Annotated in this window: 12 protein-coding genes and 1 pseudogene; 4 read left to right on the forward strand and 9 right to left on the reverse strand. The window is 68.8% G+C overall.

Features of this window, described 5'->3' with window-relative positions; translation table 11 throughout:
- Window positions 1-115 precede the first annotated feature (115 nt).
- The 3 genes from MJQ72_RS12985 to MJQ72_RS12995 all read right to left on the reverse strand — a co-directional run bounded on the left by MJQ72_RS12985 (window position 116) and on the right by MJQ72_RS12995 (window position 3,873).
- Window positions 116-931 carry a DUF72 domain-containing protein gene (locus MJQ72_RS12985; protein WP_240599427.1) on the reverse strand — a complete coding sequence of 272 codons (816 nt, stop codon included), beginning with the start codon at window positions 929-931 and terminating at the stop codon, window positions 116-118.
- Window positions 932-983: 52 nt separating this feature from the next.
- Complete coding sequence (locus MJQ72_RS12990; protein ID WP_240599428.1) at window positions 984-1,739, reverse strand: DUF4253 domain-containing protein; 756 nt, start codon at window positions 1,737-1,739, stop codon at window positions 984-986.
- Window positions 1,740-2,226: 487 nt separating this feature from the next.
- Entirely contained in the window at window positions 2,227-3,873 is a 1,647-nt protein-coding gene (locus MJQ72_RS12995; protein WP_240599429.1) for a DNA repair helicase XPB, read from the reverse strand.
- 85 nt (window positions 3,874-3,958) lie between these two features.
- Here MJQ72_RS12995 and MJQ72_RS13000 point away from each other — a divergent pair, with 85 nt between their 5' ends.
- Window positions 3,959-4,594 carry a hypothetical protein gene (locus MJQ72_RS13000; RefSeq protein WP_240599430.1) on the forward strand — a complete coding sequence of 212 codons (636 nt, stop codon included), beginning with the start codon at window positions 3,959-3,961 and terminating at the stop codon, window positions 4,592-4,594.
- A 50-nt stretch (window positions 4,595-4,644) separates the two neighbouring features.
- Here MJQ72_RS13000 and MJQ72_RS13005 read toward each other — a convergent pair whose 3' ends face one another.
- Complete coding sequence (locus MJQ72_RS13005; protein WP_240599431.1) at window positions 4,645-5,604, reverse strand: ABC transporter substrate-binding protein; 960 nt, start codon at window positions 5,602-5,604, stop codon at window positions 4,645-4,647.
- Between the two features lie 191 nt (window positions 5,605-5,795).
- Here MJQ72_RS13005 and MJQ72_RS13010 point away from each other — a divergent pair, with 191 nt between their 5' ends.
- The 3 genes and pseudogenes from MJQ72_RS13010 to mdlC all read left to right on the forward strand — a co-directional run bounded on the left by MJQ72_RS13010 (window position 5,796) and on the right by mdlC (window position 10,852).
- Window positions 5,796-8,486, forward strand: a complete 2,691-nt coding sequence (locus tag MJQ72_RS13010) for a nitrate- and nitrite sensing domain-containing protein (protein ID WP_240599432.1) — start codon at window positions 5,796-5,798, stop codon at window positions 8,484-8,486.
- Window positions 8,487-8,502: 16 nt separating this feature from the next.
- On the forward strand, window positions 8,503-9,180 hold the full coding sequence (locus tag MJQ72_RS13015; protein ID WP_240599433.1) for a copper homeostasis protein CutC: 678 nt from the start codon (window positions 8,503-8,505) through the stop codon (window positions 9,178-9,180).
- A gap of 89 nt (window positions 9,181-9,269) precedes the next feature.
- Window positions 9,270-10,852, forward strand: a pseudogene (gene mdlC, locus MJQ72_RS13020) (benzoylformate decarboxylase).
- 78 nt (window positions 10,853-10,930) lie between these two features.
- On the opposite strand, the gene MJQ72_RS13025 reads toward mdlC, so the two are convergent.
- The 5 genes from MJQ72_RS13025 to MJQ72_RS13045 form a co-directional block, all read right to left on the reverse strand.
- A complete protein-coding gene (locus MJQ72_RS13025) occupies window positions 10,931-11,800 on the reverse strand; it encodes an ABC transporter ATP-binding protein (RefSeq protein ID WP_240599434.1) in 870 nt (289 codons plus the stop codon).
- A 19-nt stretch (window positions 11,801-11,819) separates the two neighbouring features.
- Window positions 11,820-12,653, reverse strand: a complete 834-nt coding sequence (locus tag MJQ72_RS13030) for an ABC transporter permease (RefSeq protein ID WP_240599435.1) — start codon at window positions 12,651-12,653, stop codon at window positions 11,820-11,822.
- A complete protein-coding gene (locus tag MJQ72_RS13035; RefSeq protein WP_240599436.1) occupies window positions 12,650-13,420 on the reverse strand; it encodes an ABC transporter permease in 771 nt (256 codons plus the stop codon). Before MJQ72_RS13035 ends, MJQ72_RS13030 begins: the two co-directional genes overlap by 4 nt.
- Before the next feature lie 8 nt (window positions 13,421-13,428).
- On the reverse strand, window positions 13,429-14,433 hold the full coding sequence (locus MJQ72_RS13040) for an ABC transporter substrate-binding protein (protein WP_396426941.1): 1,005 nt from the start codon (window positions 14,431-14,433) through the stop codon (window positions 13,429-13,431).
- A gap of 247 nt (window positions 14,434-14,680) precedes the next feature.
- On the reverse strand, window positions 14,681-15,712 hold the full coding sequence (locus tag MJQ72_RS13045) for an ABC transporter substrate-binding protein (protein ID WP_240599437.1): 1,032 nt from the start codon (window positions 15,710-15,712) through the stop codon (window positions 14,681-14,683).
- Window positions 15,713-15,931: the final 219 nt, after the last annotated feature.

Consider the following 15,931-nt stretch of genomic DNA (forward strand, 5'->3'; position numbering starts at 1 on the left):
GGCACGGGCGCCCGGCGTGCCGACCCCCAGGCACAGCACGCGAGTACGCCCGTGACCTCGAACGCCACTAAACCGGACACCGCTCACTGCGCGCTGACTGTGCAGCTTGCGCGGGTCACGCCAGGAGCTCCGCGAGGGTGATCGCGTTCTTCGGCGCCTCGACCTTGACGTCGTTGTCGAAGTAGACGTACGTGTCGCGGCCCCAGCCCTTGATCTTCCGTGCCCACTTCTCGAGGGCCTTGTCGCTGTATCCGCTGACGTACAGCTCCTCGTCGCCGTGCAGGCGGACGTACGCGAAGTCTTCGCTCGTCAGCTCTTCGACGAACGGGAACTTGCCCGCGGTGTCGGCGACGACGAGCGCGATGCCGTGTTTCCGGAACAGGTCCAGGCTTTCGGGCTCGGCGAAGCTCGGATGCCGCACCTCGACGGCGTGGCGGAGCTTCCGGCGAGGGCTCGGATCGGTGTGCGGTTCGGCTTTCAGCTTGTCGTCGTGGTGCTTCGCGAGCTTGGCGGCGGCGTGGCTGGTGCGCGGCAGCAGCTTGAAGAACGCTTCGACGCGCTCGGCGTCGAACGCCAGCCGCGGCGGCAGCTGCCAGAGGAACGGTCCCAGTTTCCGGCCGAGCGCCAGCACGCCGGAAGCGAAGAAGTTCGCCAGCGGCGTCTCGACGTCGCGCAGTTGCTTCAGATGCGTGATGAAGCGGCCGCCCTTGACGGCGAAGACGAAGTCGTCCGGTGTCTCCTCGGCCCACGCGCGGTAGCGCTCGGGACGCTGCAGCGAGTAGAACGAGCCGTTGATCTCGGCCGAGTTCATCCGGGACGACAGGTATTCCAGCTCGCGCCGCTGCACCAGGCCGCGGGGGTAGAAGTCCCCGCGCCACGGTGGGTAGCGCCAGCCCGAAGTGCCGATCCTCAGCTCCGCGACGTCGATCACCGCCTTCCCGTGCCGCCCTGATTCCCCCTCTCTCCGTGGGATAAACGCCCGCTCACGCCCACGAGAACCGCCACCGGCGGGTCTGGACCAGGCCGGACGCGAACTCGCGCAGATTCCCCGGCTGACCGGCGAACGACGGCAGGCAGAACGAGCGGTGCTCGGCGGCGACCGTGAGCGCGCGGCCCTGGGTCCGCGGCGGCGCGGCCACCGACAGTTCCATCGAATCGAAGCCCAGCACCGTGAGCGTCGCGCCGAAGCGGTCTTCCCAGCTGCGCAGGACGGCGGAAAGCTCATGGACCTGATCGGTCGCCTTGATCATGCCCGTCCAGCCGAGGATCGCCGGGATGTCGGCGGGCCGCTCCGTCTGCACCAGCGCCAGCCGGTGCTGCCCTCGCGCGGCCAGGATCGAGCCGGTGTTGCCCGCTTCGGCCAGCGGATCCGCCCGGCGCGACGGGCGGCGCGCGAGGCCGGGGAACTTCGCGCCGAACGGGCGCAGGCAGGCGCCGTCGCAGCACGACGTGTCCCACCAGCGGGCCAGCACCTCGGCCGGATCCACCGAGGCGATCCGGTGATCGGCGGGGGCGAGCCTGCCGCGGTCGTCGATCCAGTCCTCGCCGTTGGCCGCGAAGCGCTGGTCGTGCGGGATCAGCACCGGCCACAGGCCGGACCGATCGAATTCGGCGACGCAGCCGGTGTAGCGCTCCGGCCTGGCCAACGGCAGGTCGGAAACCCAGATCCGGCTGTGCCAGCGGCCGGGCGGCAGGGTCTGGACTGGTGGTGTACCCGGTCGGAACGGTGCGATGGTCATCGGCTTCCCCTCGAACTGGTGTTCGGTCAACTCTACCGAACACTAGTTCGAAGCACCGACAGTTTTCGATACCCCGTTTGCGGGATCCGGAGGTGGTCGCCTCAGGCGTCGCTGGAGTCACACGTGCACCATGAGATGTCCACAGTGGACGATCGGTGGCGCTTTCCGGCCAGGGAGGGCCCCGAGTGGTAGCAAAGGTCCCTTGCTCTCTTCCTGCGGGTCAGGGGGTGATCGGACGTCCTGAAGGTCCCCTTTGGGACGCTGAACGTCTCAAAGGCGACCTTCAGGACACCGCGGCCCGCCCCAATCCCGGCCGAAGTACCTGAAGGCCCCTTGCGGCGATAGACAGTCGTATGACTGCTGGTCGTGTCGCTGTCCGTGATTCGGACACCGCAATCGGGGTCACGCGCCGCCCTTGGCCCGTCCGGCCGCCGGTCATCTGACTGGGCCGGTAGCTGAAGGGGCCGTCACCTGCCGAAGCGAATCCCTAAAGAGGGCGCAGCAGGTCGTCCGCGTCCACGATCCGGTACGCGTACCCCTGTTCCGCCAGGAAGCGCTGCCGGTGCGCCGCGTACTCCGTGTCGACGGTGTCCCGCGAGACGACCGAGTAGAAATGCGCCTGCCGTCCGTCGCCCTTGGGCCGCAGCAGCCTTCCGAGCCGCTGCGCCTCCTCCTGCCGCGAGCCGAACGTCCCGGAGATCTGGATCGCGACCGACGCCTCCGGCAGGTCGATCGAGAAGTTCGCGACCTTCGAAACGACCAGTGTCCTGATCTCGCCGCGCCGGAACGCGTCGAACAGTTCCTCGCGTTCCTTGTTCCGTGTCGCGCCCTGGATCACCGGCGCGTCGAGTTCGTCGCCGATCATCTCCAGCTGGTCGAGGTAGGCGCCGATGACCAGCGTCGGCTCGCCGGGATGCCGGTCGACCAGCGATTTGATCACCTTGGTCTTGGTGTCCGCGGTCGCCGCCAGCTTGTACCGCTCCTCGGCCTCGGCCGTCGCGTACGCGAGCCTCTCGGCGTCCGTCAGTGTCACGCGGACCTCGGTGCACTCGGCCGGCGCGATCCAGCCCTGGGCCTCGATGTCGCGCCACGGGACGTCGTAACGCTTCGGGCCGATCAGGGAGAACACGTCGCCTTCGCGCCCGTCTTCGCGCACGAGCGTCGCGGTGAGCCCGAGCCGCCGCCGCGACTGCAGGTCCGCGGTCATCCGGAAGACCGGTGCGGGCAGCAGGTGGACCTCGTCGTAGACCACCAGGCCCCAGTCCCGCGAATCGAACAGGTCCAGATGTTTGTACTCGCCCTTGGTCTTGCGCGTGACCACCTGGTACGTCGCGATGGTGACCGGCCGGATCTCCTTCTTCTCGCCGGAGTATTCGCCGATCTCCTCCTCGGTGAGCGAGGTCCGCGCGACCAGCTCCCGCTTCCACTGCCGACCGGCGACGGTGTTCGTCACCAGGATCAGCGTGGTCGCCTTCGCGTGAGCCATCGCCGCGGCGCCGACCAGGGTCTTGCCCGCGCCGCACGGCAGCACGACGACGCCGGATCCGCCGGCCCAGAACGCCTCGGCGGCCTTGCGCTGGTAGTCGCGCAGCTCCCAGTCGTCTTCGGCCAGGTCGATCGGGTGTGCTTCGCCGTCGACGTAACCGGCGAGGTCTTCCGCGGGCCAGCCGACCTTCAGCAGCGCCTGCTTGAGCCGCCCGCGTTCGGACGGGTGCACGACGACGGTGTCCTCGTCGATGCGCGCGCCCAGCATCGGGCTGATCTTCTTGTGCCGGAGGATCTCCTCCAGCACCGCGCGGTCGATGGTCGACATGACCAGGCCATGCGCCGGGTGGTTGGCGATCTGGAGCCGCCCGAAGCGGCCCATCGTGTCCACGATGTCGATGAGCAGCGGTTGGGGCACGGGGAACCGCGAGTACGTGGTCAGCGCGTCGACGACCTGTTCGGCGTCGTGGCCGGCGGCGCGGGCGTTCCACAACGCGAGCGGCGTGATCCGGTAGGTGTGGACGTGCTCGGGCGCGCGTTCCAGTTCGGCGAACGGCGCGATGGCGATCCGCGCGTCGTCGGCCTGGCTGTTGTCGACCTCGAGGAGCACGGTCTTGTCGGATTGGACGATCAGCGGGCCATCGGTCACATCCTCCTTTATACGTTCCGGCCACACCGGCTCCCGCCGCGGCACCGCTGGTGGAAGGATGTACGGAAGGTGACTGGAGGGGACCTTGACGACTACACCGACCGGCGGGACACCCGAGTACGACCCGTTCGACGCGCCCGCGCCCCTGCCGCCGATGCCGGAAGCGGCACCGCCGACCCCGTTCCCGAAACCGGCACCGCTGAGCGTGCTCGCGAGGGTCTCGATCGTGCTGGGTGTGGTCCTCGCGCTGGGCCTGGGGAGCCTGGCCGCCTGGGGGATCTCGCAGTCAAGCAGGTTCGCCACGGTCGAGGCGGGCAAGTGCCTGTACCTGACCGACGAGGCGGGCGGCAACCAGAGCTACACGACGGCCAGTTGCAGTTCGAACCGCGCGACCTTCCGCATCGACGAGGTGAGGACGGGTTCGTCCGGCTGCCGCGACGCGGACTACATCCAGTTCGAGGTGTACGGGACTTCGTCCAGCCGCACGGCCAAGAAGACGCTCTGTCTCGCGCTGAACGTCGAGACCGGGGATTGCCTGCGCGACGTCGTGCACGAGACGCGGATCGCGAAGGTCCGCTGCACCGACATCAGCGCGGAGGCGCGGGCGGTCGTCACGCGGGGATCGTCGGAGACCGCCTGTTCGTCGGAGGACACCGCCCTGCACTACACCGGGCCTCCCGAGCGCACGGTATGCCTCAGGCCGACCGGCGAAAATATCTAGCAGCCAGGCAAAGCCTGTCCGTTGAGGGTGGTGGCGGGGCGGGGTCCGGGTTAAGGCCGCGCCACCATCGACTGCACGTCCAGCCGGGCACCGAGAATGCCCGAGTTGTGCATCAGGTCGGCGACGCGCTGCAGCCGGATGCCGTTGAGGGAGACCGGGTACGTCCCGAGCGAGATCAGCGAAGCCGTCGTCCGGTCGATGTCGGAGAACGACGGCAGCGCGTCGCGGACGACGGCGGTGTCGGCCGCCCGCACCTGCGCTTCGCCGAGCACCTTCCGGAACACCGCGAGGGTGCGGGCGTTGGCCTGGCCGAACGCTCCCATCGAAACGTAGGACGACATCGGGAAGTCCAGGGTCGCGCCGCGGGCGCCGTCGGCGAGGATGCTCGCCCCGAGCTCCTTCTCGGCCCTGGTGATGTACGGCTCGACCATCCACGCGGCGTCGGCCTCGCCCGCCTGCAGCGCCTGCGGCATCCGGTCGAACGGGTTCTGTTTGAACTGGATCCGGTTCACGTCGACGCCCGCGGTCCCCAGTACCGACCTGGCCGCCAGCACGCCGACGTCGTCGAGCATGTTCACCGCGATCTTCGGTGACTTCTTGAGCGTCGGTTCGGTGTAGTCGGAGCCCGGGAGTGTGACGAGCGCCATGGTGTTGCGGCCGGCGGTGTAGGCCTCGCCCTGCAGTTGCAGCGCCGTCCCGGCCGCGGCGGCGCGGAAGATCGACACGTCGCTCGCGAACGCCAGGTCGACCTCGCCGGCGGAGAGCTTGCCGATCGCCTGGTCGGCGGGAACCTCGACGAGCGTCACGGAAAGGCCGGCCGCGGTGAACCTCCCGTCGGCGACGGCGATCCGCAAGGGTGCCGTGTCGATGGGGCTTCCGACGCCGATGCGCAGTTCCGTCCGTTCGAGTGGCGCGTCGGTGCTTGCGTCACCACCGGAAAACACTCCGCAACCGGTGGTCGCCAGCAGAGCCGCTACCAGCGGAATCGCCAAGACACGCATCTTCGTCACCGCTCACCTACCGAGAGAATGTGCTCCTCCTTCTGGATCGTATGGTCCGTGCCCCATACGATCGCGTGCGGGAGACGCCGGATGGCGCGGCTTTCGATCGTTCTCGAACCTTGTTACTCTACAGTAGGTTCGGGCTCTCGTCCCCGATGTCAGCCATGGGAAAGGGTCCCGTGGTGGGAAAAGGAAACCAGGTGGCCCGTCGCGACAAGCGTCCCCGTGGGGGCGACGCGGCGGAACGGCATCCCCATGTCGGCGGCCGCTGGCGGCTGCGGAACTGGCACCTGCGTACCAAACTCTTCGTGGTACTCCTGATTCCCGCGCTCGCGGTGGTCGCCCTCGTCGGGCTCCGGGTCAACTCGGATCTGCGGGACGCGCGGCAGCTGGCCGAATTCGCCACCCGCGGCCGTGTCGACAGCACCGTCGCCGAAGCGGTGCACCAGCTTCAGCGCGAACGCGACCTCACCGTCCGGTTCGTCGCGGGCGACCGCAAGGGCGACCTGTCCGAATTGACCGAGCAGCGCAAGCGTGCCGACGAGGCCATCGGCACGTTCGACCGCACGCTCGGCGAGAGCAAGAGCAGGCTCGGCGGCAAGGCCGCGACGAGCCTGCAGCAGACCAGCGACCGGCTGCGCGTGCTGACCGGACTCCGCTTTTCCGCGGAACACTCCGCTTTTCCCGCCGACGCGGTGCTGCGGTCCTACAGCGAGCTGATCTCCGGCCTGCTCGACATCAGCGACGCCACCGCGGCCGACGTCTCCGACCCGGATCTGGGGAAGCTCCGCCTAGCGGGCAACGCGCTCGCGCGGGTCAAGGATCAGATGTCGGTCAAACGCGCGATCATGGCGGCCGCGCTCGCGCAGGGCGGGCTCAACCGGGACCGGACCCGCGCGCTGCTCGGCGCGGAGGCCGAACTCGCCGCCGCCCGCAGCGACTACCGCACCTTCGCGACGCCCGAACAGCAACGCATGTACGACGACACGGTCATCGGCCTGATCGTCGACATCGGCAACGACATGGTGGAATCGGCGCTCATCCGCGCCGAGAACGACCAGGGGCTCGGCGGGCTGGACCCGAACCAGTGGGACACCTCGGCCACGTACACGGTCAATCTCGCCCATCAGGTGCAGCAGGCGCTGCTCGTCCAGCTCCAGGAACGCACCGACGCCCTCGCGGCGCGCGCGAGGACGTCCGCGATCTGGGACGGCGGCATCGTGCTGGCCGTGCTGATCGTCGCCGGGGTGCTCTCGGTGATCATCGCGCGGTCGCTGCTGCGGCCGTTGCGGATCCTGCGCCGCAGCGCGCTCCAGGTCGCCGAGCATCAGCTGCCCGCGGCCGTCGAGGGCCTGCTCAGCGATCCCGAACCGCAGCCGGAGAACCTGCGGCGGCGGCTGGCCGTCGCGCCGGTCCCGGTGTTCAGTCGCGAGGAACTCGGCCAGGTGGCGCGGGCCTTCGACGCGGTGCACGGCGAGGCCGTCCGGCTCGCGGGCGAACAGGCCATGCTGCGGGAGAACATCAACGCGATGTTCGTGAACTTGTCGCAGCGGAGCCAGGATCTCGTCGAGCGGCAGTTGTCCGTCCTGGACCGCATGGAGGCCGACGAACAGGATCCCGACACCCTCGCCGGCCTCTTCGAACTCGACCACCTCGCCACCCGGATGCGCCGCAACAGCGAGAACCTGCTGGTGCTGTCGGGAACCGACGTCGTCCGCGAGGACGGCGGCGCCGTGGTCGCCGACGAGATCATCGGCGCCGCGCTGTCGGAGGTCGAGCACTACCAGCGGATCGAACTCGGTGCGGCGCCGCGGATCGCGGTACGCGGCGAGGCCGTCAACGACCTCGTGCACGTGGTCTCCGAGCTGTTGGAGAACGCGACCCGCTATTCGGATCAGAGCACGATGGTGCAGGTCGAGGGGCACGAGACCGACCGCGGCGAATGGCAGATCGAGATCACCGACCACGGCGCGGGCATGCCGCAGGCGGAGATCGACCGGACCAACACGCGGCTGGCGAACCCGCCGGACGTCGACGTCGAGGTGTCCCGGCGGATGGGCCTGTTCGTGGTCGCGACGCTGGCCGTCCGGCACCATATCGACGTCCGCCTGCGGTCCGCCGCCGGCGGCGGGATCACCGCGGTCGTCGTCGTGCCCGCCGAGCTCATCGTCGAAGCGCCCCGGCCCGCCCCGCTGCCGGAACCTCCGCCCGTCACCGTCGTCGTGCCGGAGCCGGAACCCGAACCGCCGCTGGAAGTCCCGCCGCTGCCCGAACCCCAGGAGAGCCCCGAGGAGTCGCGGTTCGCGCCCGTGCTGGACCCCGGGCCGCTGCGGCGCGCCCCGGTCGTCGAGCGCGAGACCACGCCGGAGTGGCCGTCTTCCGACGACGACGCCGTCGACCATCTCGAACTCGACGCGCCGACCGAGCGGATGCCCAAGTACCAGAGCGTGCTGTCGCAGTGGTTCGACCACGGAGGCCCACGCGAAGGGCCTTCGCCCGCCGAACCCGGCCCGCCCTCCTTGCCGTCGTTCGAACCGGTGAAGAACGCCGTGCCCGAGGAGCCCGCGCGGGATCCGGACGAGCCGACCGAACCGACGCTGAAGCCGCTGGAACAGAAGGCTCCGGAGCCGAAGGAAAAGGCGCCGGAACCCGAGCCCGCTTGGCCCACGCCCGCCGAACTGGAACAGGAGGACGGGGCGGAGGAGACCTGGCCGGTGCTGCCCGCCGTCGTCCCCGAGGCCCGGTCCCAGGACGACAGGCCGGAGAAACCGCGGGGGGAGAGGCCGATACTCTCACTTTCCCCCGAAGCGGTCCGCGAACGGATGACCAGCCTGCAAGGCGGTTTCCGGCGCGGTCGCCACGCCAGGGGTGACGACAACCCCTCGGCTTGAGCGAATTGGATGGTCCATGAGCCCGAAAACCGGCCTGCTGGAAGTGATCGCGCTGACCGCGGTGGACGCGGAGCGCGCACAGGAGGGCGGGGCCGATCGCCTCGAACTGGTCAGTGACATGGCCAGCGACGGTCTCACTCCGTCGGTCGAGACGCTGCGCGACGTACTGTCCGCCACCGATCTCCCGGTGCGGGTGATGCTGCGTGACAACATGTCCTTCGCCGCCGGCGACCTCGACGGGCTGCGCGCGGACGCCGGGCGCCTGATCGACGCGGGCGCGCGGGAGTTCGTCTTCGGTTTCCTCGACCTGGAAAGCGAAGTCGACGTGGACGCCTGCGAGACGCTGGTCAAGGAACTCGACGGGCTGCCGTGGACCTTCCACCGCGCCATCGACCGCGCGCGGGATCCGTTGCGCGCCTACGACCAGCTGACCGCGCTCGGCTGCGACACGGTGCTCGCGGCCGGGCATCCGCACGGGGTGGCGCACGGGCTTTCGGTCCTGCAGCGGCTCGCGCGCCGTGAGGGCGGGCCGCGGCTGCTGGTCGGCGGAGGCCTGCGGGCGCAGCAGGTGCATCTGCTCAGGGCGGGCGGGGTCGGCGCGTTCCACGTCGGCAGCGCGGTCCGGCCGGGTGGCTGGGAGTCTGATGTAGACGTCGCGGCCGTGCGCGAATGGGCGGCGCTGGTCAAGGAGTAGGCCGTACGCGTCGGGTCAGGTCCAGACCACACACGGTGATACGAGGTTGCATCTTCAACTATCCGGTATCGACCAGATAGCGTGTGCCCATGGCTACCCGCACCGTACGTGACGCGACCAGGGAACTGCTGCGCGATCTGGGCCTGACCACCGTTTTCGGCAATCCCGGAACGACCGAGATCGCCTTCCTCACGGAGTGGCCGGACGACTTCACCTACGTGCTCGCGCTCCACGAGGCGTCCGTCGTCGCGATGGCCGACGGGTACGCCCGCGCGAGCAGGCGGGCGGCGCTGGTGAACCTGCATTCCGCCGGCGGGGTCGGGCACGCGCTCGGGCATATCTTCACCGCGTACCGCAACAACGCCCCGCTGATCATCCTGGCCGGCCAGCAGACCAGGTCGCTGCTGCCGGACGATCCCTTCCTCGGCGCCGTCGAGGCGGCGAACTTCCCCAAGCCGTACGTGAAGTGGAGCTGCGAGCCCGCCAGGGCGGAGGACGTCCCGGCGGCGCTGGCGCGGGCGTATCACATCGCGACGCAGGCGCCCATGGGTCCGGTGTTCGTGTCGGTGCCCGTGGACGACTGGGACGTCGAGACCACGAAGCCGATCGTCTCCCGGCCGCCGATCCGCGGCTTCGCGCCCGATCCGTCCGCTTTGGACGAACTGGTGTCGGCGCTGGACGCCGCCGAGCACCCGGCGATCGTGGTCGGCCCCGGGATCGACGGCGAAGGTGCCGTGCCGGACGTCGTCGAGCTGGCCGAGAAGGTGGGCGCCGGGGTCTGGGCGCCGCCGATGGGGGCGCGCTGCTCCTTCCCCGAGGACCACCCGCAGTTCTTCGGATTCCTTCAGCCGGAACGGAAAGCCCTCGCGAGCGCGCTGGCGGACCACGATCTCGTGGTCGTCATCGGCGCCCCGGCGTTCACCTACCACGTGTACCGCGGCGAGTCGGAAACCGCGCTGCCGCCGCTGTTCCTGGTCAGCGACGACGAGCAGATCCTCGCCAGGGCGGCGGAAGGCACCGGGATCCGCGCGACACCGAAGCTCACCATCCGCGCGCTGCTGGACCGGGCCGCGCCGCGGGAGGCGCCGAAACCCCGCACCCGGCTGGAAAAGCCCGCCGCGGTCACGCCGATCACGCCCGGCTTCGCCTACTCGGTGATCTCGGAAGTCCTGCCGGACGACGCGATCGTCGTCGAGGAGACGCCGAGCCACCGCAACGAACTGCACGACCACCTGCCGATCAGGTCCACCGACACCGGCTTCCTGACCGTCGCCAGCGGCACCCTCGGCTACGGTCTCCCGGCCGCCGTCGGCGCCGCGCTGGCTCGCCCGGACCGCAAGGTCGTCGCGATCCTCGGTGACGGGTCGAGCATGTACTGCGTCCAGGCACTGTGGACGGCGGCGCAGCACAATCTGCCGGTGACGTTCGTGATCTTCGACAACTCGCAGTACGCCGCCGTGCGCATCCTCGGCGAGGCGGCGGGCGGCGAGAAGGTGCCGGGCGTCGACCTCGGCGGCATCGATTTCCCCGCGCTGGCGAAGAGCATGGGCTCAACACGTCGGTCGTCGAGAAGGCCGAGGACCTCAAGCCGGCACTGGAGGCCGCGCTGCCGGACGAGCGGCCGCATCTGGTGCACGTCCGCATCGACGCGAATCCGCGCACGCTGTACTGAGAGCGCTGAAGGGCGCTTTCCCCGCATGCGATGCGGGGAAAGCGCCCTTCATGGCGTCAGATGCGGGGAAAGTCCCCTTCAGCCCTTGGCGCGCACCTCGGACTCGGATTCGGAGGCGGCCGCCTCCTGCTGCGCCAGCTCGTACTCGGCCGCGTCGGAGGCCGCGGTGACGGCTTCCGGAGCGCCGCCGTGCAGCAGCCGTGCCACCTCACCGCGCAGCGTCACGAACTCGGCGGACTCGCGCGTGGTGATCTGGTCCCGTTCCGCGGGCAGCCCGACCGGCAGGTCCGCGACGATCTTCGCGGGCGACTTCGACAGCACCAGCACCCGGTCCGACAGGTAGACGCTCTCGTCGATGTCGTGCGTGACGACGAGGACGGTGCTCCCGTTCTCACGCTGCACGCGCCGCGTCAGGTCTTCGAGCTCGAACCGCGTCTGCGCGTCGACCGACGCGAACGGCTCGTCCATCAGCAGCAGCGCGGGACGGCTGGCCAGCGCCCGCGCGATCGACACCCGCTGCTGCATACCGCCCGAGAGCTGCCACGGGAACTTCGAGCCGACGCCGGACAGGCCGACCGACTCCAGCGCCTCCTGCGCCCGCGTGCGGCGCTCCGTGCGGCTCAAATTGCGCCACCGCAAGGGGAACTCGACGTTCTTCGCGACCGAGAGCCACGGGAACAACGAGCGGCTGTAGTCCTGGAACACGACGGCCAGATCCTCCGGCACGCCGGAGACGTCGTCGCCGTGCAGGCTGACGCGGCCGGACGTCGGCTTGATCAGCCCGGCGATGCAGCGCAGGAGCGTGGACTTGCCGCAGCCCGACGGGCCCACGATGCTCGCGAGCTGCCCCGCTTCGACGGTGAACGACAGGTCGTTGACCGCGACGTGCGCCTTTTCTCCCGCGCCGTACCGGTGGTTCAGCCCGGAGACTTCGAGCATGGTTGACATCTTGCTGACCCTTCGAAAGCTAGATACGGCCGTTGCGGGTGGGCTGCCAGCGAAGCACTCTCTGCTCCACCGCGAGGAAGGCCGCGTTGAACCCGAAGCCGAGCAGTCCGAGCAGGACCAGCCACGACCACATGAGCGGGAAGTCGAACGCCTGCTGGGCGTCCATCAGGGACCGGCCGATGCCGTTGTAGGAGCCGACCAGTTCCGAGATCACCATGAGCAGCAGGGAAATGGACAGGCTCAGCCGCAGACCGGCGAAGATCTTCGGCCCGGCGGCGGGCAGCACGATCGAGCGCACCCAGTACGACCGCGGCGTCCGGAACGATTTCGCGGTGTCGATCTTCACCTGGTCCACCGAGCGGACCCCGTCCACGGTGTTGAGCAGCACCGGCCAGATCGCGCCGAAGATGATCGACCCGGTCTGCATCCCCGGCCCGAGTCCGAAAAGGACGATGAACACCGGGATCAGCGCGGGCGGCGGCACCGAGCGGAAGAACGCGAACAGCGGCCCGACGTAGTCCATCCCGTGCTTGGACCGTCCCAAGAGGACACCCAGTGCGACACCGAGCGCACCGGCCAGCAGCCAGCCGCCGAGCGTCCGGCCGAGGCTCGGGAGGACGTTGTCGAACACGGTGTCGGTCAGGAACAGCTGCGACGCCGGACCGGTGAACCACAGTTTCACCGAGGCGTTCAGGATCTCGGTCGGCGGCGGGAAGAACGGGCTTTCCGCGAGCCGGGTCGCGAGCTCCCAGATCCCGAGCAGGGCGAAGAAGAGCAGCCAGTTGCGGACGAGGATGCCGATACCCCGGCCCACGCGCCTGCCGACGCGGCTGGTCAGCGTGAGGGTCGTCACGAGACCGCCTCCCGGTCGACCGTGCTCCAGCGGAACGCCCGCCTGCCGATCATCTCGAGCCCGCCGTTGATGAGGAAGCCGAGCGCGCCGACCACCACGGTGCCGGCGAGCACGAGGTCGAACCTGGTGGAGCCGGTGCTGGCCTGCATGATGAAGTTGCCGATGCCGAGTTTGGCCCCGGCCAGGAACTCGGTACTGACCACCGCGATCAGCGCGATGTTGGCGGACAGCCGCACCCCGGTGAACACGAACGGCGCGGTATGCGGCAGCGCCACCGACGTCAGCGTCCGGAACTTGCTGGTGCCGCAGGCCTTCGCGGTCTCCAGCAGCACGGGGTCGATCTCGCCGAGCGCGTAGATCGTGTTGAACATGATGGGCCACAACGACGCGTACACGGCCAGCGTGATCTTCGCCTCGGGCCCGCCGCCGATCAGCAGGAGCACCAGCGGGATCAGCGCGACCGCGGGGATGGGCCGCAGGAACTCGATGACCACCGCGGTCGCGGTGCGCAGGCCGGGGATGCTGCCCAGCAGCAGCCCGGACGGCACCGCGATGGCGACCGCGATGAGCAGGGCGATCGCCCACGCGAGGAACGTGGCGATCAGGTCCCGGACGAACTGGGTCTCGCCGAACTGTTCGAAGATCGTCACGAGGACGACGGACGGCGGGGGGAGGAACTCTTTACGGACCAGGCCGGCCTGGACGATCACTTCCCAGACGAGGAAGAAACCGGCCAGACCGGCAAGGGCACGGAGAAGTCGTGGCACCTTTACCTTTATCCAGCTTGAGGGGCGAGCATCGGAGCGGCGTCGAGCTTGGCCGTGATCACTCCGGTCTGCAGCAGCAGGTCCGGCACCCGCTGCAGGCGGCGGGCGTCCAGCGTGGACCCGAACGTCGGCAGCGTGAGCAGTGAGGCGGTTTCCGCGTCGACCTTGGCGTACTTGACGATCAGGGGTTCGATCTTGGAGCGGTCGGCCGAGTCGCGCACGGCCTTGCCCAGCGCGCGCTGGAACGCGGCCAGCGTCTTGGGGTTCTTGTCCACGAAGGAGCCGAGCGCGCCGAAGCCCGCCAGGGGGAAGTCCTGCGTGGCGCCGGTCGAGATGTCGACGACCGGGGTCGCGCCGACGACCTTCGAGGCCTGGGTCAGGAACGGCTCGGGCAGGTAGCCCGCGTCGACCTGGCCGGACGAGAGCGCCGCGGCGATGTTCGGCAGCGCCATCGGCACCCACTGGACCTTGCTGGTGTCGACGCCGTGGTCCTTCATCACCGAGACGGTGAGCAGGTGGGAGGCGGTGTTCTTGTCGGTGATCGCGATCTTCTTGCCCGCGAGGTCGTTGATCGTCTTGACCGGCGAGGTCGGCACGGTGACGACCGCGTTGCTCTTGGGGCTGGCGGAAACCGAGTCGGCGACGAGCCGGATGTCGGCCGCGCCCTTGCTCTTCGCGACGAAGAACGGCATGTAGGTGGAGAAGGCGATGTCGACCTCGCCACCGATCATCTTGGTCATCGCCTGCTGGCCGCTGGGCGCGTCGACCGCTTCGACCTCGAGGCCTTCGGCCTTGAAGTAGCCGCCCTCCTGCGCCAGCCGCAGCGGCGCGAGGTCGACGACGGGCAGCAGGGCCACCTTGATCTTCGTCTTCTCCAGGCCGCCTTCGCCACCCGACGCCTTGGACGTGTCCTCGCCGCCGAGTGCGCCGCAGGCGCCCAACGTGGCCAGCATGAGCGCGCTCAGGGCGACGCCGACGGCGGCCCGTCCTCTACGTGCACCGCTCCTGCTCATGGCGTTTCGAAACAAAGCCAGCTCCTCGGAAACAATGAATCACCGTTGGGTTTTTTCATCCGTGTCGTGGCTTCATTTCGCCAGGCACGCGGTCACCTTAGAGATTTGCCCACCTGCTCACAATGGGTGTCGTGAGCGGGTGATCATTTTAGGCCATTCGCCCGATCACCTGATCACCCGCTTGGACATCATTACTTTCAGTGATCGAATTCCGAGAAATGTGACTATTCGGCGTAACGGCGCGTCATCAACTGGTGGTCTGCGCCGCGATCATCGGGCCGACGTCGATCTTGGACTGGATCGCGCCCATCTGCAGGAGCAGGTCCGGGACCCGCTGGATGCGGCGGGGGTCCAGGGTGGACTGGAAGGTCAGCAGCGTGGTCAGCGCGGCGGTGTCCTGGTCGATCTTGGCGTACTTGACCAGCAGCGGCTCGATCTTGGAGCGGTCCGCCGCGTCCCGGGTGGCCTTCTGCATGGCGCGCTGGAAGGCGGCCACGGTCTTCGGGTTCTCCGAGACGAACTTGCCGAGCGAGCCGTAGCCCGCGGTGGGGAAGTCCTGGGTGGCGCCGGTGGCGGTGTCCACGACCGGGACGGTGCCCGCCTGCTTGGCGGTCTGGGTGATGAACGGCTCGGTCAGGAAGCCGGCGTCGATGTCGCCGTTCTTGAGCGCGGCGCCGACGTTCGGCAGCTGGATGGGCACCCACTGGACCTTGCTGGCGTCGACGCCGTGGTCCTTCATGACCGATTTGGACAGGGTGTCCGAGACGGTGTTCGGCGCGGTGATGCCGATCTTCTTGCCCGCCAGGTCGCTGACGCTCTTGACCGACGACGTCGGCAGCGTGACCAGCATCGTGCTCTTCGGGCCGGCGGAGGAGGCGTCCGCGACCAGCTTGATGTCGGCCGTGTTCTTGCTCATCGCGATGAAGAACGGCGTGTAGCTCGCGTACGCGATGTCGACCTCGCCGCCGATCAGCTTGGTCAGCGAGATCTGGCCGGTGCCCGCCTCGATGGCCTCGACGTCGAGGCCCTCGTTCTTGAAGTAGCCGCCGTCCTGGGCGAGGCGCAGCGGGGCCAGGTCGATGGTCGACATCACGGCGACCTTGATCTTCGACTTCTCGAGGTTCCCCGAGCCGCCGGAGGAGGACGAATCGTCACCGCCGAGCAGGCCGCAGCCACCGACCGACGTCGTGACGACGGCCGCCATCGCGAACGCGATCGCCTTCGCCATTCCACGAGACGGCCGCCCGAGGCGGGCGCTCAAGGCCTTCTTCGAAAGCAAGTGGTGCTCCTGATCGAGGGGGAGGACACGTGATGACGTGGCCTGATGTGGAATTCGGAAGTGACTCTTTGTCGAGTCACGGGCCCACTGTAGAGAACACACACTGTGCTCACAATGGGTGGTCATCCCATGATCCCAAGTGGTAACGATCACCCGAACAGGTTGTTTGTCAGAAGTGAACACAACTGGGCGTGTTCGAGGCGGGGACTTGTTGACGAT

Source organism: Amycolatopsis sp. EV170708-02-1 (genome assembly GCF_022479115.1).
Taxonomy (GTDB): Bacteria; Actinomycetota; Actinomycetes; order Mycobacteriales; family Pseudonocardiaceae; genus Amycolatopsis.

Excerpts from the sequence above, each read along its gene's own strand:
- MJQ72_RS12990 (WP_240599428.1), bottom strand. The coding sequence starts at position 1,739 with ATGACCATCGCACCGTTCCGACCGGGTACACCACCAGTCCAGACCCTG.
- MJQ72_RS13015 (WP_240599433.1), top strand. The coding sequence starts at position 8,503 with ATGAGCCCGAAAACCGGCCTGCTGGAAGTGATCGCGCTGACCGCGGTG.
- MJQ72_RS13025 (WP_240599434.1), bottom strand. The coding sequence starts at position 11,800 with ATGTCAACCATGCTCGAAGTCTCCGGGCTGAACCACCGGTACGGCGCG.
- MJQ72_RS13040 (WP_396426941.1), bottom strand. The coding sequence starts at position 14,433 with ATGAGCAGGAGCGGTGCACGTAGAGGACGGGCCGCCGTCGGCGTCGCC.